A 20,147-nucleotide genomic window follows, 5' to 3' on the forward strand; every position below is an offset into this window, starting at 1 on the left:
CTGGCCGACGCCAAGACGGTGATGGCGCAGCTGCCCGCGGCCTTCGAGCACTTCACCAACGTGCATCCGCACTCGAGCCTGCGGATGCGGTCACCCAGAGAGTTCAGGCAACATCAACAGCGCGTCACCCAGACCGGGAGCGCGTCAACCAGCGCATAGACCGTGTCCGGTTATGCAGGGGCAAGATCAGCAATCTCTGAAAACGTCGGGCAACCGAGCCTCTTGACGCGGGTCGCTGAGAGCCACGCTGCGCACCCCTTTCCGATCATGTTTCTGATGGTCGCGCCGCCCCCCTCCGGGGTTCTGCTGGCCAACCAGAGCATCGCCCGACTCGGAGTCGTGCGTCCCCCCTGGGCTACGCCTGCCAGGCCTGAAAAATTACGGTGTTAAGAAGCTCCGCCCGTTCGAAAAGATCACACCAGCGTACGGATGTTGGCGATGACATCAGAGGAACCTTCCCCGCGACCAGGCAAGCGGCGATGGTGGGGTCGGTCATGGGGGCGGACTCAACCAGTCGACGCAACACATGCGGTTGAAAAGGGCAGACGAACCGATACCAGGAAACCGTATGGGAGGGCTCCAATGTCTCGGACGTACGAGGCCGGCCGCCGAATCCCTGAACTGGCGACCGCCGGGGATGGAGAAGGCGTCCGAGCTCTCGCTTGTCGGCCTTTCGAGCTAGTCTGACTTCGGCACAAGGGGTAAGGCGCGAGAGCCGGTACGACAAGAGGATCCACCTAACGCGCTGATTCACTGCGCCTCATCTTAGAGACCCCGACATGCGATGGCACGATTCCCATTCCCAGCGCACATTGCCCGCCCGAGCAGCCCGGCGATTGACCTCGTCGAGCCTGAGGCGTCCGACGCCCTTGCCGACTGTGGTGGCCACCACCCTCATGAGCCGTTGGCTGGTCCGACTGGCCCGGCTCTTAGGCGGACACCGCATGTGAAACAACCCTCTTCGACACAGTCGCCGACGACGCAGGCATTGGAGCCTCCTTGATGGCCATCCACTTGACCACCTCTGAGAGGCTGCTTGCAGCGTCATCCGAAGCTGCGGCCGATTGCAGAGGCCCTGGCTTCAAGGTCGTAACGCACAAACCGCCAGAGGCAGAGCGCAGCGTCCACCTACTTGGGCTGCGCCAGGCCCTGTCCGAGGGTGGCGGCATGATCGAGGCCGAGGTTCTGGTCGCAGTGTGGCGCGCGTACTGCAACCAACCGCCGTCTATGTTGGCACGGTGGATCGTGCAGCGCCAAGTGCTCTGCGTCGTCGTGGACGGTGCGTGTTGGTTGCCGATGTTCCGTGAGCGTCCAGCCACGCCACCTTGACCTAGCCCGGATGCGCCGCTACCGGTCCGCAGTGACCGCGCCGACGAAGGCCGACGCACTCCAAGAGGTTGAATGCGGCCAGCAGGAGGTACTTCTGGCCAGCAAGTCGTGGTCGCCGAGATAGCCGTAGGCAAACGCGAGCAGGTAGCGCTCGGCATGCCCGTCACAGAACTGCTGGATGGTCTTGGCGACCAAGTTTGGCGGCACCCTTCGTTGAAGCGCGCACGGTCCGTCAGGCGCTGCAGGTATCCCGCTTGGATGGTGGCTTCGTGCACGGGAACCCAGCTGCCAGCCGCTGCAGAGCCGACGTCAACTTGACAGCGGGCCGGGACAGTACTTGACCGCGCTGCGTGAGCCTTCTTGGTTTCCTGATTCATCGCCTGGCTCGTCGGACGGTCTGATGGCCGCGCGCCGGACACTGCGGCATGCACAGAGATCCGCATCTCTGCCGGAAGCGGTTTGGCCCACTTTTGGCCCACATGAGTTTGGCGCCATAGGCGCCTTTTGCGGCGAAAAATGCAAAAAGCCATGCATGTCAATGACTTGCATGGCTTGTGTCTGGTGCGCCCGGTTGGGATCGAACCAACAACCCCTGCCTTCGGAGGGCAGTACTCTATCCATTGAGCTACGGGCGCGAAGCCGCGCATTCTAGCAGCGAGGGGTGTGGTGCCAGAGTGGCTCGGTTGGCCCGCCTATAATTCGCCGGTTTTTCGTGCCGCGCGCTGCGCCGGCACGAGCGAGCCAGAACGATGAGTCGACCAGAGGAATCCATGAGCGCCAGCCACGATCACGACCACGACGACGCCCACACGGGGCCGATCAAGACGCCCAAGCAGCTCGCCTGGGCGGTGCTGTTCGCTTTCGTGGTGCCGATCATCGTCATCATCATGTTGGCCAATTACGTCAGCACGGCTGCCAAGCCTGCGGCCGGCACCGCGGCCTTCGATGCGCAGGCGGTGGCCGCGCGTATCGCGCGCGTCGGCCAGGTGGAGGTCAAGGACGTCAACGACGTCGCGACGATGAAGACCGGCGAGCAGGTCTTCCAGGCGCAGTGCGCGGCTTGTCACGCCACCGGCGCTGCCGGCGCTCCCAAACTCGGCGATGCCGCGGCCTGGGGCCCGCGCATCAAGACTGGTTTCGATGCTCTGGTGCATTCCGCGTTGAATGGCAAGGGCAGCATGGGCCCGCAGGGCGGCGGCGACTTCAGCGACTTCGAGATCGCCCGCGCTGTCGTCTACGTCACCAACAGCAGTGGCGCCAAGTTCGCCGAGCCGCAGATGGCCGCACCGGCCGCGTCGGCTGCCCAGTAACGCTGGCGTTTGCTGGACCGCACAGGGCTGCTTCGGCAGCCCTTGTCGTTTCTGGCGCTCAGGGGCAGAGCGCGGCCGGCGGCAGCAGCGCCGCCAGGTCGACGGCGTCGCCGGTCTGCAGCAGCTTGAAGTCGGGCTTGAAGCGGCTGAGCTGGCTGGCTTCGATGCGTTGCAAAGGCCAACCCAGCGCCTGCAATGTGCTGCGTGACAGCCGCAGTTCGACCTCGGTGCTGCGGCCGTCCAGTGTGACGGCGGCGCTGACCTGACGCGCCTCCTGCGTGCCGCGCAAACGGGCGGCCAGGCTGTGGACGGCACCGGCCGCGGGGGCGCTGTCGAGCTGCACCGAGAAGCCCAACACGACTTCGCGCACACAGGCCGGCAGGCCCTCGGCCTTCAGGCCCGTGAAGCGGAGCTGTGCTTGCGCCGCACCGACGTGGACACGGCGCGCAACGAGCAGCGGGGCGGCGGCACCCGGCGGTTGCCAGGCGGCTTGAATTTCATAGCCTCCGGCCGCCGGCGGTCGCCATTGCGCGAAGTAGGCGCCGGGCTCGGTGCTGATGCGCGCGCCGGTCGGGCCGGCCAGGTCCTGGCGCGCCTGCAGTTCGGCGGCGGTAGCGGCCGGCTGCAGCGGCGTCGCGCGCACGGCCAGCGTGGCGGGCTGCGTCACCGGGCGTCCCATATCCGTGGGGCGCACCGTCAGCAGCAGGGGCTGGCCGGCGGCGATGCTGTCGCCCGCGCTCCACATCGCGAGCGAAAAGCGCGGCAGCACGCGATAGCTCAGCGTCAGCTGGCCAGGTGATGAGGTGGGGGCGCTGCGTTCCAGGCGCAGCTGCCATCGGCCGGGCACGGGGCGCAGCACCTCGGGCAACGGAATGGCCTCGCCCAGTGCGGGCTGCGCTGTCTGCGCGCGGGGCACAGCGCCCAGCTCGGCCGGCGTGCGGCGCCAGACTTCGGTGCCGCGGGGGTCGACCAGCACGATGGCGCTCAGCGCCACGCTGCTGCGCAGCGTGCTGAAGACGAGGCGACCGCTGCCATCGCCGCCGACCTCAATCGCCACGCTTGACGTGGCGCCGGCGGTCAGCGCCTGCTGGACCAGCCTGGGCGCCGGCTCGGGCGGAGCGACCGTGGCGATGTCGGCCGCTGCCGCGCTGAAAGTCGCGGCCGTGGCGAACACAGCCAGCCAGTGCCGCGGCTGCGGTGTCAGTTGCGGGGGCAGCTGCCTGCGGCGCATTGGCGATTGACTGCTTCTCGGGCATCGAGGAGGTCGATCTTGCCATCGCCGTTGAGGTCGCGGCGGTCGCCCGGCACGCGTGGCACCTGGCCGCGCGATTGGGTGACGATGTCGCGGTCCGCCGCGCCCACCGCGCCGTCACCGCTGAGGTCGCCGGTGATGGTGGGGAAGAACTGCCAGCGCGAGAAATCGCTGCTCGACACCGGCACGCGCGAGGCCTGCGCGCTGCGGTTGCCGCTGCCGACGACCAGCACCGAGTCGATGGTGAAGGGGCCGTCACTGACCTGCAGACGATCCGCCAGCACAGTGGCGTTGACATTGTTCGCGCCGACGGCAAGCGCGGGGTTGAGGCCGAACTGACCGACCTCGACACCCTTGTTGTCGATGACCTTGAACGACACCTGGTAGTTGCCGGCCGCGGTGACGCGGATCGGCAGCGTGAAGCTGAGCTGGCCGATGAACCGACCACGCAGTCCAGTGGCGACCGTGGCGCTGCTGTTGATCTCGATGGGGTCGGCGCAGAGCTGGTTCAGCGCGATGCTGGGGAAGCTGAAGGCCGCGGCCTTGCGCAGCTCCAGCCAGGGCTGGCCGGCGATGAAGGACAGCACGTCGAGTGGGTCGACGCTGAACACGCCGCCTTCACCGAATTGGCTGCGGATCTCGGCCGCGCTGAAACTCATGCGGGTGTTGACCGCGCCCGGCGCGTCGAGGGCCGCGCTGCTGCGCTTGACCAGCGTCTTGCCGCTGGCACTCTTCAGCGTCGCGGCGGTGGCATAGGTGCCGGCCAGGCTGGCGCTGCCTGCCGTGTCGACATGCAGGTTGGCCACGCAGCCGCCGCTGCCGTTGGTGACCGAGCCGCTGACGCTGCCGAGCTGGTAGTTGGCGGGCACGATCTCGACGATGGCCTGGGCGCTGCGCTGGGCCATGCCGCCAGGCTGGGGAATGCTGACTTCGCCGAGCAGCTGATAGGTGCCAGGGTCGGTGAACACGGTGCCCTGGCTGTAGATGCCGTCGCCAGCAAGGCCGTCGTAGTCGGCCGGCTGGCCCGAGTCGCGCGCGTTCAGCACGAGCGGTGGGCCGCCGTCCTTGCTGACGCTGATGCTGGGCGTCAGTCCGGTGACTGGCTGGCCGTTGTTGACGACCAGCAGGCCCAGCGGCACGGGGTTGCCGACGCGGTAGACGTTCGAGCTCAGCACCAGGCCGACCTGCAGCGTGGACTGGGCGTAGGTGGTGAGCAGCGCGACGGTGGGATGGGGCGAGGCGGGGAAGTCGGCGCGCACCGTCCAGTCGCCGTTGGCGGGCGTGGCGATGTCGGGCGTCAGGAACTGGCCGCCGGGCAGGGGCGGCGTCAGCGCGGCGCCGTCCAGGAAGCCGACGTTGGGGTCGCCGGGCGCGAACACGGTCTGGCCTTGCGGGTTCAGCACAGTGAGCGTGACGCCGGGCACGGGCACGGTCACCTGCAGGCGCATGCTGGCCAGCGCTGACACCGGCAGCTTGAAGCTGGCCGAGGTCTGGCCGCTGACGATGGGTGAGGCCTGCGTGACCGGCAGGCCGACGGCGGCCTGACCTTGCTGGGCCTGGGCGGGCATGACGGCGGGCAGCGTGGCCAGCAAGGCCGCGGTGGCCAGTGGCAGCAGGCGGGCGAAGCGGCCGGCGGCGCGGTGGGGGCGGATGGTCTTGCTCATGTCGGCCTCAGCGCAGCGGGATTGCCTTGTCCAGGATCTTGCGGACATTGCCCGCGTTCTTGACCGTGGAGTGATTGGTGCTGGCGTTGTTGCCCAGCGGCGTGCCCCAGCCGGGGTTGGCGCTCGTGAAGCCCACCACCACGTCGTTGGGGTTGGGCGCGGGCGCAGCCACCGTGGCATAGGTCAGCACGGTGATCGGCGGAACGTCGGGGTTGAAAGTCGGCAGCACCTCGAAGTTGAGTTGCACGGCCGACGCGTAGCTGCAGATGGACTGGTAGGCCAGGCGCAGCGCGTTGTAGGTGTAGGTGCCGATCAGTGGCACGCCGCTGATCGGGTTCATCGGGTCGATCTGGCCGTTGGTGGGCGCGCTGCCGCACATCGGACCGGCATCGGCGCCGACGGTGTAGGTGTTGGCGACGTTGCCACGGATGCCGGCCGCGATGGCGTTGTTGGCCGACGTCGTCGTCAGGTCGACCAGCCCGGGCGGCTGCGGTCCGGCGCCAAAGCCGCTGGCCATGCCGGCCACCGTGCTGCTGACGAAGCTCTGCGCGAAGCCGTTGGGGTCGGCGCCGTTGTTGGTATAGATGTTGGCGACGGCGCGCTGCAGCAGCGTGAGGTCGGCCACCACCGAGCCGCGGTGCGGCGTGGACAGCGTGCCCAGTGATAGCACCTCGAAGGCCGGCGCACTGATGGCGGCCAGCGCCTGGCTGTCCAGGCCGCCCTTGCTGTGGACGATGAGGTTGACCTTCTTGGCCTTGTAGGTGTCCAGGTAGCCCTGGATCTGCGACTTGAGGCCGACGGCGTTGTCGGCCACCGCGCCGTTGGGGTTGGCGGTGGAGAAGCGTTCGTACAGCACGCCGGCCTTGTCCATCTCGGCAATCACGCCGGGGGCGTCGGCGTTCAGCCAGGTGTCGCGGTTGGCCGCGATGCCGTGGGCCAGCACGAACGGATAGGCGGCCTGGAACTCGACGCCCACCCAGTCGATGCTCATGCACCAGTACTCGTCGGTGTTGGCGGTGTCGATGTCGACCTTGAACTCGTTCAGCGCGCCTTGCGCGACGTCGCGGCCGGCAAACTTCACCTTGGCGATGTCGATCTCGAAGCTGTCGTTCACCCAGGTGTTGTTGAAGCCGGAGAGGGTCTGGATGAACTCGCCGTTCCAGGACAGGCGGTCCACCTCGGGCTGGTAGGTACCGTCGGTGACGGCCTTGTCGTCGATGTCGTAGACCGGGAAGGAGACCTTGACCCGCGGGCCAATGACCTTGTCGGCAATCAGCTTGGCGAGCTTGCCCGACTGGATTCGGCCATCGGCGTCGAGCATGCTGTCGTTGACCGGTGCCGGCACCTTCAGCTGCACGACGAGCGGCCCGCCGCTGCGATAGGTGCAGCCGGTGTCCAGGCCACCGCCACTGTTCTTCACGTATTTGCCCATGTCCTCGCTGGGCGGTGGGAAGGGCGACGAGGTCTGGGCATGGCTCGCGCAGACGCAAGCCCCCAGCAGCCAGGCAGCAAGCGCCTGTGGGCTAGGCTTCATGGGGTGTCTCCGGTGGAGGTGTCAGTTCGCCGAGAAGGTCGGCGCGTTCACTTTGATGGCATCGCCGCGTGGCAGTGCCTGGCCGCGCAGGCGCTGGCCGACCTTGTCGGCCGTCAGCGCGGGGCCGACGGTGACCCAGTACTCGCGGCCGTCGTCGGCGCGCACCTTGGCGCGTGTGCCGGCGACCTCGATGACGCGCACGTCGATGGGCGTGGGCTCGGCCGCCTTGGCTGCCGCCTGAGTCTGGGCGTGACTGGCCAGCGGGGCCGCCAGCGCGAGGCTCACCGCCAGTGCGGCGCGGCCCGCGCGCATCGATTGCCAGCGTGCCCAGACGGCGCCGAGCAGTGCGACCAGCGCAAGCGCCAGTGCCGCCGGCTCGGGGACGGTGTTGCCGCCGCCGCCCTGGGGGTCGATGACGAGCGCGGCGCGGGCGCTGATGAAACTGAGGTTGATCGGCAGGCCGGTGCCATCGACGAACTGCAGCAGCGGGTCGGCCAGATCGACGACGAAGTCAGTACCCGAGCTGGCCTGCAGCGCGATGAAGGTGAGGGTCAGGAAGTCGAAGGCGTCAGCCTGCTGCGCGTCGAGCACGGCGGTCGAATTGCCCGAGAGACCGAAGGCGTCGACAACGCCGCTGGCGGCCGTCGCATCGCCGATGAAGCCCAGGCCGGCAGGCTCGGGCAGGTCGAGCATGTTGCTGGCGCTGCCGGCATCGATGAAGCCAAAGCTCTGGAACTGCAGCAGGCTGTTGTCGTAGCGCAGGTCGAGATCGAAGCCGGCGAGCGAACCGATGCCGCCCTGGTGCAGGCCTGCGACGGCAAAGCTCAGCGTGACGCTGGAGCCGACCGTCACATGACTCGCGGACGACGACAGGTTGACGGTTGCGGCCGACACGGCACCCACCCAACCCAGCACCGCACAAACGACGGCGCGACGAAGACTGATCAGCCGCATGGGCTCCTCCCGGAATAGCTGGTGGGCGGCCTGGGGTCAGGCCTTGCTCGTATCGAAATGCATCATCCCGGCCCGGCTGTTTCGCCAGCCATCCCTAGCTCGGTGCTAACCCCCGAGTCAGGGGGTCATCTCATTTTGAAGCTTGGGGACGGCGCTCGAAGCCGAAGCGCTGCGGCATGTCAGCCGACGGCAGTTCCATGGGCGTCCAGCGCCCTTGCTCGACGGCATCCGCCGCCGGTCCCATATCGGCCGTGTGCACCAGGCCGAATCCGAGATCGGTCTGCAGATAGAGGCGGCCCTGCTCGTCGAGCCAGCTCGACGCGACGGTGGCTGCCAGACCGGTGTGGCTCAGCACGTGGCCATCGGGCTGCAGGCGCCAGATCCACGGTGTGCATTCCAGCTCGACGTAGACGCGCTGCGGGCCGTTCTGGAAGAACCAGCAGCCGGCGTCATCGGCCGCGTAGTTGCGCTCGATGAAGGCACGCAGCTTGTCGTGGTTGATGCGGCTGCCCTTGACCTGAGGGAACGCACCGGCCTGCTGGATGCGTTCGTCGCGCATGTACCAGTCGCCGCGCGCATCCAGCGCCAGCCAGCCATAGCAGTGGGGGACGTTGGGCCACTTCTTCAGGGCCGCCTGAACAATGTCATCCATCGATGAGCTCCATGGGCGACCTCCTTCAGCGTTGCTTGCAGAGCCAGTCGCAAACCTGCTCGGGCATGGTGAGCAGATGGCCCGGCAGGCGGCCGGCGGGGAAGCCGACATGGCCGCCGTGACCCGGCTGCCAGAGTGTCACATAAGCGCCCACTTCAGCGGCATGCGGCAGGCTGTGGCCGGGCACGAAAGGGTCGTTGCGCGCGTTCAGCACCAGGGCCGGGATGCGGATGCGGTGCAGATGCGGCTTGGCAGCCGCGCGGGTCCAGTAGTCCTCGGTGTTCCTGAAGCCGTGCAGCGGTGCGGTGAAGAGGTTGTCGAACTCGTAGATCGTCGTCGCACGCCTGAGCCCTTCGCCGTCGAACAGGCCGGGGTGCTGCTGCAGCTTGCGCAGCGCCTTGGGGATCATGGTGCGCAGGAAGCGGCGGGCATAGACCTGCCGGTTGAAGCCGCGGTCGATGGCCGCGCCCGCCGCGGCCAAGTCGATGGGTGAGCAGATCGAGCAGACGGCGATGGCCAGTTGCGCGGCGTTGTGGCCGGCCTCCTCGGCCCAGCGCATCAGCGCATTGCCGCCCAGCGACACGCCGGCGACGAGCAGGGGCCGGCCATGGCGTTCGCGCAGGCGCTGGAGGATCCAGCCGACTTCCTCGTAGTCGCCCGAGTGATAGGCCCGCGGGCCGCGGTTCAGCTCCCCCGAACAGCCGCGGAAATGCGGCAGCGCCATGGCCCAGCCGCGCGCGCGGGCGACGCTCGCGAACGCCACGCTGGAGTGACTGGTGCGGTCGCCTTCCAACCCGTGGAACAACACCAGCATCGGCGCATCGGCAGGCGCATCCGCCAGGAAGTCGACGTCGATGAAGTCGCCGTCCGGCGTGTCCCAGCGCTCGCGCGTCCAGTTCGGCGCGATGCCGTCATGCTGGCGGCTGAAGAGGGCGGGCCAGATGGTCTGGGCGTGGCCGCCAGGCAGCCAGCGCGGGGCGCGGTACTGCACGCCGCCGCCTAGTGGAGCGTGCCGGCGTCTGCCACCAGTTCCTGGATATCGCCTGCGTTGCCCGGGCTGGCGTGATGCAGCACCAGGCGCCAGCCAAGCGCCGTCTTCAGATAGACGTTGGTGGCGATGACCCAGGAGGTTGGCGCGGTGGGCTGGTCCTTGCCGTGCAGTTGCACGCGCTCCAGCACATGGTGGATGGCGCAGTCGCCGCTGTGCAGGCGCCGCACCCGCTCGGGGTGCACGTTGACATTGCCGCGCTGGAACACCGCCTCGAAGGCGGCGCGGATGGCCGTCATGCCGACGATGCGCGGACCGCCCGGGTGCACACAGGCGATCTCCTCGTCATCGGCCCACAAGGCCATCAGGTGGTCGAGGTCGGCGTGCTGCAGGGCCTCATAGAACTGGGCCTCGGTGTCGTCGGGCGAGGCGAGCAGGGCGGCGGTCTGGGCGGCTGAGCGGGGCATGGCGCGATTGTAGGAAGTCGGCTGGCCGGTGCGGGCGAGCGCTACATTGCGCCGGCCAGATCGCTGCAGATCACTGCCAGATGCCGTCCCCATGCCGCTGCTGAAAACCATCGCTTCCCTGTCGATTTCCCTGTTGGTGGCTGCCTGCGGTGGCGGAGGTGGCGGTGATGCCGTGCCAACCCCGCCGCCCGGCCCGGTCACGGTGCCGCCTCTCGGCACGCAATGCCTCAGCGGCTCCGTGGCGCGCCTGGCGCTGCCGGCCGTTGCCAGCGCGGGCCGCAACCAGGAACTGGCCCTGTTGGCCTGCGCCGGGTCGCGGCTGGAGACGGTGCAATGGCGCCAGACCGATGGTGCGGCGCTGCTGCCCGCGTCGGCGCGCTCGCAGGCGCTCAGCGTCGCGCCGGCTGCGGCCGGCCGTTATGCCTTCAGCGTGGACTTCACCGACGCCCGGGGCGCCAGCCACAGCGGCCAGGCCGAGCTGAGCGCGACCGCGCCCGACGCCACGGCCATGGTGATACGCGGCGAGCCGTCGGTATGGGCCGGTGGCCAGACCTCGCTGCGGGCCTGGGTCGATGGCCTGGCCCCGGCCGACTACCTGCTGGCGCAGGTGCGCTGGCGCCGCGTCGACGGCCCCGACGTGAACCTGGGCGACGCCACCCAATGGCGCGTGATCTTCACGGCCCCTGCGGTCACTGAGGACAGCCTGCTGCGCCTGCGCGCCGAGGCGACGCTGGCCGACGGGCGCAGCGTCAGCCAGGAGTTCAGCCTGCTCGTGCAGCCCCCGCCCGCGGCAGCGGCGTCGCCGCTGTTCGGCGCGGGCAACCTGTCCTCGCGCGTCTATCCCTACGTGGCAGGCGGCCCGCATGCTGCAGCGCTCCGCGAGTGCATCTACACGCCGGCGCTGACCACGGCCACGCTCTGCACGCTGGGGCGGCTGCCGCTGTTGGGCGCCGAGACGCGCGGCGAGCTGCCGAGCGTGGAGCAGGTGATGGCGCGCGTGCTGGTGTCCAACGACTGGATGGGCCAGCGCTTCGAGACCTTCCTGCGCGAGCAGGACACCAGGGGCGACTTCCGCCGCCTGCTCAACGCCACCACGGCCATCGTCATCGGCGGCCGGGTGCGGCCGGCTTTCTACTGGAGCGCCACCGGCGCCATCTACCTGGACGCGGACACGATCTGGCAGACGGCCGTCGAGCGCGATAGCGTCAGCGAAGCGCCCGACCCGCGCAGCGATTACGGCAGCGATCTGGCCTACACCATGCTGTGGCGTTATGTGCAGGGCAACCAATCGGTCGGCGGGCGCAGCCCCGTGCTGGAACGCGCATCACGCGACAGTGCCGCACTGATCCCGGCGTTGGGCCGACTGCTGTACCACGAGCTGATTCACGCCAACGACTTCCTGCCGCCGCGCGTCCACCTGCTGCTCAATACAAACCTGCGCGTCTACGAGGCCATACCCCCAAACACTGGGTCTGAACAACTGCGCGCGCAGCTGCCGTTCTACTCGCAGGAGATGGTCGACCTCGGTCGCGTGCAGTTCTTCGGTGTGGCGTCCACGGCGACGCAGCGCGGCTACCAGCCGGCCGACATCGCGCGCTTCTTCAGCGCCGACCGCGTGACCGACGACTACAGCTATTCCATGCCCGTCGGCCAGACCGTGCCGCGCGAGGATGCCGCCATGCTGGCCGAGGAGGCGCTGATGCAGCTGCGCCACGGCGTGCTGCGTGACGTGGCGGTGGTGCCGCAGTTCCTCAGCGGCGCCAGCGCCGACCAGACCGTCACCTGGGGCCAGCGCGGCCGCGTGGGTGACGCGGCCATCAAGCCGCGCGCGGCGCTGGTGCTGGCAGAGACCATGCCCTGGCTGCCGGCCGGCTTCACCAACGGTCTGGCGCCGCCGCTGCCGCTGCGCGCCGGTCTGACCTGGGGACAGAACCTCGACCAGGGCGCGCTGGCTGTTGGCATGGTGCGGCCGCTGACGGCCACCGAACGCGCGCTGGAGGCCGACCTGGACGCGCAACGCCGTGGCGCGAGGAACAACCGCGCCGCCGAACTGGCGCGTTAGTCTCGCGTTAGTGGCGCTTCAGTGACCGGCGTGGAGCACTTCGCCGGCCTTGAGCTTGTAGGCCGTGCCGCAGTAAGGACACTGGCCCTGGCCGCCGTGGGTCAGGTCGATGAAGACGCGCGGGTGTGAACTCCACAGCGGCATCTTGGGGTTGGGGCAAAAGACGCTGCCGTTGTCCTGGCAATCCTTGGCAGTCACTTCGACGGTGGCGGCGGGGGTCTGGGTCGTGCTCATGTTTGTGCTTTCAGACGGCGGTCAGCCATTCGGCGTACTTGGCGTTGCGGCCGTTGACGATGTCGAAGAAGGCCGACTGGATCTTCTCGGTGATGGGGCCGCGCGAGCCGGCTCCGATCTCGATGCGGTCCAGCTCGCGGATGGGTGTCACTTCGGCGGCGGTGCCGGTGAAGAAGGCCTCGTCGCAGATATAGACCTCGTCACGCGTGATGCGTTTCTCGACCAGCTTCAGGCCCAGGTCCTGGCAGATCGAGAAGATGGTGTTGCGCGTGATGCCGTTGAGCGCACCGGCCGACAGGTCGGGCGTGTAGACGACGCCGCCCTTGATGACGAAGAGGTTCTCGCCCGCGCCTTCACTGACGAAGCCAGAGGCGTCCAGCAGCAGGGCCTCGTCGTAGCCGTCGTCGGTGGCTTCCATGTTGGCCAGGATGGAGTTGGTGTAGTTGGACACCGTCTTGGCCTGCGTCATCGTGATGTTGACGTGGTGGCGGGTGTAGGAGCTGGTCTTGACGCGGATGCCGCGCTTCAGGCCTTCCTCGCCCAGGTAGGCGCCCCAGCTCCAGGCGGCCACCATCAGGTGTACCTGGTTGCCCTTGGGGCTGACGCCCAGCTTCTCGGAGCCGATCCAGATCAGCGGGCGGATGTAGGCGCTCTTCAGGCCGTTGGCCTTGACCACCTCGCGCGTCGCTTCGTTCACCTGCTCCTGCGAGAACGGGATTTTCATGCGCAGGATCTTGCCGCTGTTGAACAGACGCTGGGTGTGCTCCTGCAGCCGGAAGATAGCCGTGCCGTTGACCGTGTCATAGGCGCGCACGCCCTCGAAGGCGCCGCAGCCGTAGTGCAGGGTGTGGGTCAGCACGTGGATCTTGGCGTCGCGCCAGTCGACGAGTTCGCCGTCCATCCAGATCTTGCCGTCGCGGTCGTGCAGGGGGGCGGGAACCATCGTTACTCCAATGCGTGCAGGGTGAAAGCCGGCGATTTTACGAAGAGCCCGCAGTTTCCCCGGCGCGCAGCAGCCGCCACTCGGCGAGCTTGCCTTTCACCAGCTTGACTTCCACCGTGTCGCCGCCGGGGTCGCGCCAGACAAAGGTCTCGGGGGCCTGCTTGACCCCCAGGCTTCCGGCCAGCCGGATCAGGTCCACCAGTTTCATGCCGACATGCAACTTGCTGTTGAGCATCACCGCATTGCCCACCGAGCCCATCGGCGCCGCGCCGGCCACCTTCATGACCCGCATCAGCCGCGACATCTGCAACAGCAGCCAGAAGACGATGCCTGTCATCGCGAAGATGACGCCCTGCCAGCCCAGCAGCGCGCCGCCGAGCACCAGGGCGGCGAGCGCCAACCCGACGCCGATCCATGGATTCATGATTGGGGGTCCTTGTTGCCGTCCGTGCGTGCCCAGGCATAGGCGCGCTCCACCTTGGCGACACGCAAGGTGTAGTGCTGGTACCAGTCGCTGCGCCCGGTGTCGCGCGCGATCTTGTGCTCGGCGTTGCGGCGCCAGGCGGCAATGTCCTCGGGGGTGCGCCAGTAGGACACCGTGATGCCGAGGCCGTCGTCGCCGCGCGCGCTCTCGACGCCGATGTAGCCCGGCTGCTCAGCGGCCAGCGCGACCATGCGGTCGGCCATGCCGCCATAGTCCGCGTCTACGTGCGTGCGCTGGCTGGTGAAGATGACGGCGTAGTAAGGGGGCTCGGGCAGGGCGCTCATGGGCGCGCATCCTGCCACGGAGTCGGGGTTGCGGGCCGAGCGCCGGGCCGCTCTCAAGCCGGCCCGCCTTGGGCGATGTGCATCGCGGCTCGATGCCGCGAGCATCGCCGTCCCCCGGGGGACCGATCAGGCTCGCCTGCGTCCAGCAGCGCGAGACTGGGCGAGGGGCCTCAGGTCGGCACTTTCAGCAGCACGCAGCGAACCCATTGGCCCGACTCCAGCGCCGCGTTGTGGCTCGTCAGGAACTGCTCGGCCGTCGAGTTGCGGGCGGTGAAGCACATGCCGTGCAGGATGCCCATGCGTGGCACCGGGCGCGACCATTTGCGCTCGACGACGCCGTTGAACCACGACACCTGCTCGTCGTCCGAGTCCACGTCGGCGCGGCCCAGCAGCAGCACGACCTCGTACTTCGACTCGGTCAGCGGTTCGGCGGCGCTGGTCAGCACCTGCAGGCCGCCGTCGCTCATGTTCAGCACGAGGCCGGCCGGCCCCTGGCTGAACTGCACCGGCTTGAAGACCCAGCCTGGCAGGGAGTCGGCATCGTGCTGTGCGGCCAGAAAGTCGGTGCGTGCGTGCTGCCTGAGATTGGCTGGATCGGACATGAAAGGGTTCCTCCGGGACGAGGCCCCGATCCTAAGCAGACTTTGGCGCGGCGTGCACCATGGAAACCTGTTGTCGCAGTCCCGGGTCTTGCTCAGGCCAGACCACGCAACACCTCGATGGCCTGCTCGACGCGTTCGACGGCATGGATCGTGAGCCCCTCGATGGCCTTCTTCGGCGCATTGGCCTTGGGCACCACGGCTACGCTGAAGCCCAGCTTGGCCGCCTCCTTCAAGCGCTCCTGCCCGCGCGGCGCGGGGCGGACCTCGCCGGCCAGGCCGATCTCGCCGAACGCGATGAAGCCCTTGGGCAGCGCCCGGCCGCGCAGGCTGCTTTGAATCGCCAGCAGTACCGCCAGGTCGGCCGCGGGCTCGCTGATGCGCACGCCGCCCACCGCGTTGACGAACACATCCTGGTCGCCCGTCGCCACGCCGGCATGCCGGTGCAGCACGGCCAGCAGCATCGCCAGCCGGTCGCGGTCCAGGCCGACTGACAGCCGCCGCGGACTGATGCCGCCGCTGTCCACCAGCGCCTGCAGTTCCACCAGCAGCGGCCGCGTGCCTTCCAGCGTGACGAGCACACAGCTGCCTGGCACCGGCTCGGCATGCGTCGACAAAAAGATGGCGCTCGGGTTGGTCACGCCCTTGAGCCCCTTCTCCGTCATCGCGAACACGCCAATCTCGTTGACGGCGCCGAAGCGGTTCTTGATGGCGCGCACGAGGCGGAAGCTGCTGTGCGTGTCGCCCTCGAAGTACAGCACCGTGTCGACGATGTGCTCCAGCACGCGCGGGCCCGCCAGTGCGCCTTCCTTGGTCACGTGGCCGACCAGCACGATGGCGCAGCCGCGCGCCTTGGCCGTGCGCGTCAGCTGGGCCGCGCACTCGCGCACCTGGGCGACCGAGCCGGGCGCGGACGACAGTTGCTCGGAGTACAGGGTCTGAATGGAGTCGATGACGCAGAAGTCGGGCTCCTCGACCTCGATGGTCGCGAGGATGCGCTCCAGGCTGATCTCGGCCAGCACGCGCACCTTGGTGACCGACAGCCCGAGCCGGCGCGAGCGCATCGCCACCTGCGCGCCGCTTTCCTCGCCGGTCACGTAGAGCACCTTGACGGTCTGGCTCAGCGACTCCACCGCCTGCAACAGCAGCGTCGACTTGCCGATGCCCGGGTCGCCACCGATCAGCACCACGCCGCCGGCCACGATGCCGCCGCCCAGCACGCGGTCCAGTTCCTCCTGGCCGGTGGGGGTGCGCTCGAAGTCGCTGGCCTCGATCTCAGACAGCGTGGCCACGGGCTGGCTCTTGGCCAGCGACTGGTAGCGGTTCTTGACGCCGCCCGTGGGTTCGGCGGTGCCCTCGGTCAGCGTGTTCCAGGCGCCGCAGTGAGGGCATTTGCCCAGCCATTTGGCATTGGTGCCGCCGCACTCGGTGCAGGTGTAGATGCTTTTTTGGGTGGCCATGCAGCCATTGTCGTCAGGGCGTGCGCCAGATCCTGGCGGCATGGGGCAGCGACTCGGCCTGGGGCATCCAGCGGTCCAGCGCCGCGCCCAGGCCCACGCCGGCCAGCAGCAGCGCTAGCGCGCCGGTCCAGGTGTGCCGCAGTGCGCAGCGCAGCCAGCCGCCGCGCTCGAACTGGCGCTGGTGCCGCCAGGCCAGGCCGGCAGCGAAGGCGGCCAGCGCGACTTCCACCGACACCGCCATCAGCACCTCCACGCCGAATAGCAGCGTCACACCGGTGCCGAGCAGCGCAGCCAGCATGAGGGCCATGGCGATCAGCGCAGCGATCGGCAGCAGCACCAGGGCGCCTTCGTCCAGGTCCGGCAGATCCAGCGAGCGCAGCGCACGGCCGCCCAGGCGGGCGCCTGCATCCGCGGCGTCGAACCCGATCTCGGCCGCATCGCCCAAGTCCGCGTCCTCACGGCTGAGCAAGTAGGCGGCCCACAGCCGCAGCAGGCCCAGGTAGACGCCGTAGCTGATGACGAGACTCAGGCCGAAGCGCAGAGACAGCGCGTCCACCCCTGCGGCGCGCAGCAGCGCACCGCTGAGCCACAGGCAGCCCAGGCAGCACAGCGCGATCAGCCCCACGTGCAGACGCAGCCAGCGGTGCGTCTGCAGCCAGCGGCGGGTGCTGAGAATCTGTCGTTCGACTGAGGGCGTGTCATCGCGGCGCATGGCGGCGATTCTGGTGCTGCCGGGCGATGTGGCGCGGTGAATAAAGCCCGCGCTGGCAGCAACGCGGAGCTGCATGGGACACTCGCGCCCCAGCAGTTTTCGGCGGAGCCCGTCATGGATTTCTCAGTCTGGTTGGCGTTCTTCGCAGCGTCCTGGGCCATCAGCTTGTCCCCCGGTGCGGGCGCCATCGCGGCGATGAGCGCGGGGCTGAGCCATGGCTTCAAGCGCGGCTATTTCATGACCTTCGGCCTCATCCTCGGCATCGTGACGCAGGTCATCCTCGTCGGCGCCGGCCTGGGCGCGCTGATCGCCACGTCGTCGTTGGGCTTTGCCATCGTCAAATGGGCCGGCGTGGCCTACCTGATCTATCTGGGCGTGCAGCAGTGGCGCGCACCGGCCAAACCGATGGTGGCAGCCGATGGCGGTGCCATTCAGGCCACGCGTCGCCAGCTGGTGCTGCGCGGCTGGGGCATCAATGCCGTCAACCCCAAGGGCACGGTCTTCCTGCTGGCCGTCGTGCCGCAATTTCTCGACTTGAAGGCCGCGCTGGCTCCGCAGTACCTCATCATCGGCGCGACGCTGGCCTTCACCGACCTCGTCGTCATGGCCGGCTACACGGCCCTGGCCGCGCGCGTGCTGGCAGCACTGAAAAGCGAGAGCCACATCAAGACGCTCAACCGGGTGTTCGGCAGCCTCTTCGTCGCGGCGGGCGCGTTGCTGGCCACGTTCAAGCGCACGGCCTGATGGCGCAGGACCGATCCGGCCGCCTGCCCACCTGGTTGCTCTTCCTGGCGCCGGTGCTGATCTGGGCCAGCACCTGGCACGTCATCCTGTACCAACTGGCGTCGTCGGTGCCCGTGCTGACCTCGGTGGGTTGGCGCTTTGCGCTGTCGGCGCTGCTGCTGGCCGCGCTCGCCAAGTGGCAGGGCGTGTCACTGAAGCTGCCGCGCTATGCGCACGGCTATGCGCTGGGCACGGGTGTCATCCAATATGCCGGCAACTACTGGGCGGTCTATGAAGCCGAACGCTTCGTGCCCAGCGGTCTGGTCGCCGTGCTGTTCTGCCTGATGGTGTTCATGAACGCGCTGGTGGCCTGGTTCCTGTGGCGCCAGCCGGTCAGCCGGCGCTTTCTCGTCGCGTCCAGCGGCGCGGTGCTGGGCGTCGCGCTGATCTTCTGGCCGGAACTCGCATCCGCCGGTGCGCGGCCTGATGCCGTGCTGGGTCTGGGGTTGAGCTTTTTCGCCGTTGTCGTCGCAGTCGTCGGCGGCTTCTTCACGCTGGTGCTGACGCGCCGCGGCCTGCCGCTGGTGCCGGTGCTGGCCTGGAGCATGGGTTATGGCGCCGCGTTCCTGTTTGCGCTGTCCTTGGCGACCGGGCGTGGCCTGCCGTTCGACTTCGCGTGGAGCTACGTCGCCAGCCTCGTCTACTTGGCCGCCTTCGGCTCCGTCATCGCCTTCACGCTGTATTTCAAGCTGGCCGAACGCAAGGGGCCGGCGCAGGCCGCACTGGTGGGCGTGCTGGTGCCCGTCATCGCGCTGATCGTGTCGGCTGCGCTGGAGGGCTGGCAGGTGACACCGCTGGCCGTGGCCGGCATGGCGCTTTGCCTGGTCAGCCTGTGCGTCGCTACTCGGCCGGCGAACGTCGCCCGGCCTTGATGCCGCTGCGTTTGGCCTTGCCGTCCAGCCGCCGCTGTTTGGAGCCATAGGTCGGCTTGGTCGCCCGCCGCGCCTTGGGGACATGGGCGGCGGCCTGCACCAGCTCAATCAGGCGCGCGACGGCGTCGGCCCGGTTGCGCTCCAGGCTGCGCGAATCCTGCGCCTTGATGACGACGACGCCGTCCGACGTGATGCGCTGGTCCGCCCAGTTCAGCAGCCGCGCCTTGACGGCGTCCGGCAGGCTGGAGGCGCGGATGTCGAAGCGCAGGTGGACGGCGTTGCTGACCTTGTTGACGTTCTGGCCGCCCGGGCCGCTGGCGCGGATGGCGTCGAAGTCCAATTCGCCGGGGCGCGGAGACCAGTTCAGCTCAGGCACTGCGGACTGGCACGCGCGTTGCGATCGCGCACATCAGCTCATAGCCGATGGTGCCCGCCGACCGGGCCACCTCGTCGATGGGCAGGCGCGACCCGTTGCCCCCAACCACAGGCCCCTCGCCCCACAGCGTCGCCTCACTGCCAAAGCCGCTGGCCGGCAGGGCGGTCAGGTCCACCGCCAGCATGTCCATGGACACCCGGCCCAGCGTGCGCGTCCTCTGGCCGTCAACCAGCACCGGCGTGCCCGTCGGTGCGTGGCGCGGGTAGCCGTCGGCATAGCCGCAGGCCACGATGCCCACGCGCGTGGCCTGCTCGGCGCGGTAGGCGCTCCCATAGCCGACCGTGTCGCCCGGCTGCAGCTGCTGCACGCCGATGACCTTGGAGCGCAGCGTCATCGCCGGCCGCAGGTCCCAGTGGGCGGCGTCGTGCTCGGGGAAGTCCGGCACGCCGCCGTAGACCATGATGCCGGCGCGCACCCAGTCGCCCGCCGTGCGCGTGGCGTGGCGCAGCGTGGCGGCGCTGTTGGCGATGGTGCGCTCGCCGGCCAGGCCGTCGGCGGCGGATTCGAAGGCGGCGAGCTGGTGGGCGATGCCGTCCACGCCCTGGCGCATCGCGTCGGCGTCGGAGAAGTGGGTCATCAGGCCGATCTCGTCGACCTGGGGCAGGGCCTCCAGCCGCGCATAAGCTGCGCGGAAGGCGGCCGGTGGAAAGCCGAGCCGGTTCATGCCGGAGTTCAATTTGAGGAACACGCGGTGCGGCTCGTGCGTCTTGTGCATGGCCAGCCAGTCGATCTGCTGCTCGCAATGCACCGTGTGCCACAGCTTCAGGCGCGAGCACAGCTCCAGGTCGCGCGGCTCGAAAACGCCTTCCAACAGCAGGATGGGGCCGCGCCAATCCAGCGCGCGCAGCCGCTGCGCCTCGTCCAGGTCCAGCAGGGCGAAGCCATCGGCCGCCCGCAGGCCTTCGAATGCCCGTTCGATGCCATGACCATAGGCATTGGCCTTGACGACGGCCCAGACTCGGGCATTGGGTGCCTGGCTGCGGGCGCGGCCGAGGTTGTGCGCCAGGGCGGCGGTATGGATCAGGGCTTCAATGGGACGTGGCATTTGGGCATTTTGGCCCGGCCGTCCAGGGGCGTCGGGACCAATTTGGGGCGTGCTATAAACCCGCGCCGTCTCCGTTCGCCGGC

Annotated in this window: 22 protein-coding genes and 1 tRNA gene; 4 read left to right on the top strand and 19 right to left on the bottom strand. The window is 68.7% G+C overall.

Annotation, left to right across the window (positions count from 1 at the left end; all coding sequences use genetic code 11):
* Window positions 1–355 precede the first annotated feature (355 nt).
* From ASC81_RS27620 to ASC81_RS00010, 3 genes are all read right to left on the bottom strand, one after another.
* Window positions 356–496, bottom strand: coding sequence for a hypothetical protein (locus ASC81_RS27620; RefSeq protein WP_235533520.1), 141 nt, complete (start codon window positions 494–496; stop codon window positions 356–358).
* Window positions 497–1,347: 851 nt separating this feature from the next.
* Entirely contained in the window at window positions 1,348–1,524 is a 177-nt protein-coding gene (locus ASC81_RS26795; RefSeq protein WP_156391593.1) for a hypothetical protein, read from the bottom strand.
* Between the two features lie 364 nt (window positions 1,525–1,888).
* Window positions 1,889–1,964 (bottom strand) — tRNA-Arg (locus ASC81_RS00010).
* A 135-nt stretch (window positions 1,965–2,099) separates the two neighbouring features.
* Here ASC81_RS00010 and ASC81_RS00015 point away from each other — a divergent pair.
* Entirely contained in the window at window positions 2,100–2,639 is a 540-nt protein-coding gene (locus tag ASC81_RS00015; RefSeq protein ID WP_056261067.1) for a cytochrome c5 family protein, read from the top strand.
* Window positions 2,640–2,697: 58 nt separating this feature from the next.
* Here the strand turns inward: ASC81_RS00015 and ASC81_RS00020 are convergent, their stop codons facing one another.
* From ASC81_RS00020 to ASC81_RS00050, 7 genes are all read right to left on the bottom strand, one after another.
* Window positions 2,698–3,870 (bottom strand): hypothetical protein, encoded by a 1,173-nt coding sequence (locus ASC81_RS00020; protein ID WP_056261070.1) that lies wholly within the window; start codon window positions 3,868–3,870, stop codon window positions 2,698–2,700.
* The gene (locus ASC81_RS00025) at window positions 3,840–5,555 is read right to left on the bottom strand and encodes a hypothetical protein (RefSeq protein ID WP_056261072.1); all 1,716 of its coding nucleotides are present in this window, start codon (window positions 5,553–5,555) and stop codon (window positions 3,840–3,842) included. Before ASC81_RS00025 ends, ASC81_RS00020 begins: the two co-directional genes overlap by 31 nt.
* A 7-nt stretch (window positions 5,556–5,562) precedes the next feature.
* Window positions 5,563–7,089: an alpha/beta hydrolase gene (locus ASC81_RS00030; protein WP_156391595.1), complete on the bottom strand. Its 1,527-nt coding sequence runs from the start codon at window positions 7,087–7,089 to the stop codon at window positions 5,563–5,565.
* Window positions 7,090–7,110: 21 nt separating this feature from the next.
* Window positions 7,111–8,043: a cohesin domain-containing protein gene (locus ASC81_RS00035; protein WP_056261079.1), complete on the bottom strand. Its 933-nt coding sequence runs from the start codon at window positions 8,041–8,043 to the stop codon at window positions 7,111–7,113.
* 130 nt (window positions 8,044–8,173) lie between these two features.
* Entirely contained in the window at window positions 8,174–8,695 is a 522-nt protein-coding gene (locus ASC81_RS00040) for a DUF2946 family protein (protein WP_056261081.1), read from the bottom strand.
* A 25-nt stretch (window positions 8,696–8,720) separates the two neighbouring features.
* Window positions 8,721–9,686 (bottom strand): YheT family hydrolase, encoded by a 966-nt coding sequence (locus ASC81_RS00045; protein ID WP_056261083.1) that lies wholly within the window; start codon window positions 9,684–9,686, stop codon window positions 8,721–8,723.
* Between the two features lie 8 nt (window positions 9,687–9,694).
* Window positions 9,695–10,150: a nuclear transport factor 2 family protein gene (locus tag ASC81_RS00050; RefSeq protein ID WP_056261085.1), complete on the bottom strand. Its 456-nt coding sequence runs from the start codon at window positions 10,148–10,150 to the stop codon at window positions 9,695–9,697.
* Window positions 10,151–10,241: 91 nt separating this feature from the next.
* On the opposite strand from ASC81_RS00050, the gene ASC81_RS00055 reads away from it, so the two are divergent.
* Window positions 10,242–12,212 (top strand): hypothetical protein, encoded by a 1,971-nt coding sequence (locus ASC81_RS00055; protein WP_056261088.1) that lies wholly within the window; start codon window positions 10,242–10,244, stop codon window positions 12,210–12,212.
* Between the two features lie 18 nt (window positions 12,213–12,230).
* Here the strand turns inward: ASC81_RS00055 and ASC81_RS00060 are convergent, their stop codons facing one another.
* From ASC81_RS00060 to ASC81_RS00090, 7 genes are all read right to left on the bottom strand, one after another.
* On the bottom strand, window positions 12,231–12,446 hold the full coding sequence (locus tag ASC81_RS00060; protein ID WP_056261089.1) for a zinc-finger domain-containing protein: 216 nt from the start codon (window positions 12,444–12,446) through the stop codon (window positions 12,231–12,233).
* Between the two features lie 10 nt (window positions 12,447–12,456).
* Entirely contained in the window at window positions 12,457–13,389 is a 933-nt protein-coding gene (locus ASC81_RS00065; RefSeq protein WP_056261091.1) for a branched-chain amino acid transaminase, read from the bottom strand.
* Window positions 13,390–13,426: 37 nt separating this feature from the next.
* Complete coding sequence (locus ASC81_RS00070) at window positions 13,427–13,813, bottom strand: hypothetical protein (RefSeq protein WP_056261093.1); 387 nt, start codon at window positions 13,811–13,813, stop codon at window positions 13,427–13,429.
* Window positions 13,810–14,157, bottom strand: coding sequence for an antibiotic biosynthesis monooxygenase (locus ASC81_RS00075; protein ID WP_056261095.1), 348 nt, complete (start codon window positions 14,155–14,157; stop codon window positions 13,810–13,812). The genes ASC81_RS00070 and ASC81_RS00075 overlap by 4 nt, the downstream gene beginning before the upstream one ends.
* 170 nt (window positions 14,158–14,327) lie before the next feature.
* Complete coding sequence (locus tag ASC81_RS00080) at window positions 14,328–14,759, bottom strand: hypothetical protein (protein WP_056261098.1); 432 nt, start codon at window positions 14,757–14,759, stop codon at window positions 14,328–14,330.
* A 92-nt stretch (window positions 14,760–14,851) separates the two neighbouring features.
* The gene (gene radA / locus ASC81_RS00085) at window positions 14,852–16,216 is read right to left on the bottom strand and encodes a DNA repair protein RadA (RefSeq protein ID WP_056261100.1); all 1,365 of its coding nucleotides are present in this window, start codon (window positions 16,214–16,216) and stop codon (window positions 14,852–14,854) included.
* A gap of 13 nt (window positions 16,217–16,229) precedes the next feature.
* Entirely contained in the window at window positions 16,230–16,928 is a 699-nt protein-coding gene (locus tag ASC81_RS00090; protein ID WP_156391597.1) for a hypothetical protein, read from the bottom strand.
* A gap of 114 nt (window positions 16,929–17,042) precedes the next feature.
* Between ASC81_RS00090 and ASC81_RS00095 the strand changes: the two genes are divergently transcribed.
* Complete coding sequence (locus ASC81_RS00095; RefSeq protein WP_056261105.1) at window positions 17,043–17,672, top strand: LysE family transporter; 630 nt, start codon at window positions 17,043–17,045, stop codon at window positions 17,670–17,672.
* The gene (locus ASC81_RS00100; RefSeq protein WP_056261108.1) at window positions 17,672–18,583 is read left to right on the top strand and encodes a DMT family transporter; all 912 of its coding nucleotides are present in this window, start codon (window positions 17,672–17,674) and stop codon (window positions 18,581–18,583) included. The genes ASC81_RS00095 and ASC81_RS00100 overlap by 1 nt, the downstream gene beginning before the upstream one ends.
* Here the strand turns inward: ASC81_RS00100 and arfB are convergent.
* Complete coding sequence (arfB, locus tag ASC81_RS00105) at window positions 18,552–18,959, bottom strand: alternative ribosome rescue aminoacyl-tRNA hydrolase ArfB (RefSeq protein WP_056261109.1); 408 nt, start codon at window positions 18,957–18,959, stop codon at window positions 18,552–18,554. The genes ASC81_RS00100 and arfB overlap by 32 nt on opposite strands.
* On the bottom strand, window positions 18,952–20,064 hold the full coding sequence (alr, locus tag ASC81_RS00110; RefSeq protein ID WP_056261112.1) for an alanine racemase: 1,113 nt from the start codon (window positions 20,062–20,064) through the stop codon (window positions 18,952–18,954). Before alr ends, arfB begins: the two co-directional genes overlap by 8 nt.
* Window positions 20,065–20,147: the final 83 nt, after the last annotated feature.

This window comes from Pelomonas sp. Root405 (genome assembly GCF_001425165.1).
GTDB lineage: Bacteria > Pseudomonadota > Gammaproteobacteria > Burkholderiales > Burkholderiaceae_C > Pelomonas.

Coding starts and splice junctions, on each gene's coding strand:
- ASC81_RS00060 (WP_056261089.1), bottom strand. CDS start 12,446: ATGAGCACGACCCAGACCCCCGCCGCCACCGTCGAAGTGACTGCCAAG.
- radA (WP_056261100.1), bottom strand. CDS start 16,216: ATGGCCACCCAAAAAAGCATCTACACCTGCACCGAGTGCGGCGGCACC.
- ASC81_RS00025 (WP_056261072.1), bottom strand. CDS start 5,555: ATGAGCAAGACCATCCGCCCCCACCGCGCCGCCGGCCGCTTCGCCCGC.
- ASC81_RS00035 (WP_056261079.1), bottom strand. CDS start 8,043: ATGCGGCTGATCAGTCTTCGTCGCGCCGTCGTTTGTGCGGTGCTGGGT.
- alr (WP_056261112.1), bottom strand. CDS start 20,064: ATGCCACGTCCCATTGAAGCCCTGATCCATACCGCCGCCCTGGCGCAC.
- ASC81_RS00095 (WP_056261105.1), top strand. CDS start 17,043: ATGGATTTCTCAGTCTGGTTGGCGTTCTTCGCAGCGTCCTGGGCCATC.
- ASC81_RS00080 (WP_056261098.1), bottom strand. CDS start 14,759: ATGTCCGATCCAGCCAATCTCAGGCAGCACGCACGCACCGACTTTCTG.
- ASC81_RS00100 (WP_056261108.1), top strand. CDS start 17,672: ATGGCGCAGGACCGATCCGGCCGCCTGCCCACCTGGTTGCTCTTCCTG.
- ASC81_RS00015 (WP_056261067.1), top strand. CDS start 2,100: ATGAGCGCCAGCCACGATCACGACCACGACGACGCCCACACGGGGCCG.
- ASC81_RS00030 (WP_156391595.1), bottom strand. CDS start 7,089: ATGAAGCCTAGCCCACAGGCGCTTGCTGCCTGGCTGCTGGGGGCTTGC.
- ASC81_RS00055 (WP_056261088.1), top strand. CDS start 10,242: ATGCCGCTGCTGAAAACCATCGCTTCCCTGTCGATTTCCCTGTTGGTG.
- ASC81_RS00040 (WP_056261081.1), bottom strand. CDS start 8,695: ATGGATGACATTGTTCAGGCGGCCCTGAAGAAGTGGCCCAACGTCCCC.
- ASC81_RS00050 (WP_056261085.1), bottom strand. CDS start 10,150: ATGCCCCGCTCAGCCGCCCAGACCGCCGCCCTGCTCGCCTCGCCCGAC.
- ASC81_RS00065 (WP_056261091.1), bottom strand. CDS start 13,389: ATGGTTCCCGCCCCCCTGCACGACCGCGACGGCAAGATCTGGATGGAC.
- ASC81_RS27620 (WP_235533520.1), bottom strand. CDS start 496: ATGACCGACCCCACCATCGCCGCTTGCCTGGTCGCGGGGAAGGTTCCT.
- ASC81_RS00020 (WP_056261070.1), bottom strand. CDS start 3,870: ATGCGCCGCAGGCAGCTGCCCCCGCAACTGACACCGCAGCCGCGGCAC.
- ASC81_RS00070 (WP_056261093.1), bottom strand. CDS start 13,813: ATGAATCCATGGATCGGCGTCGGGTTGGCGCTCGCCGCCCTGGTGCTC.
- ASC81_RS00075 (WP_056261095.1), bottom strand. CDS start 14,157: ATGAGCGCCCTGCCCGAGCCCCCTTACTACGCCGTCATCTTCACCAGC.
- ASC81_RS00090 (WP_156391597.1), bottom strand. CDS start 16,928: ATGCGCCGCGATGACACGCCCTCAGTCGAACGACAGATTCTCAGCACC.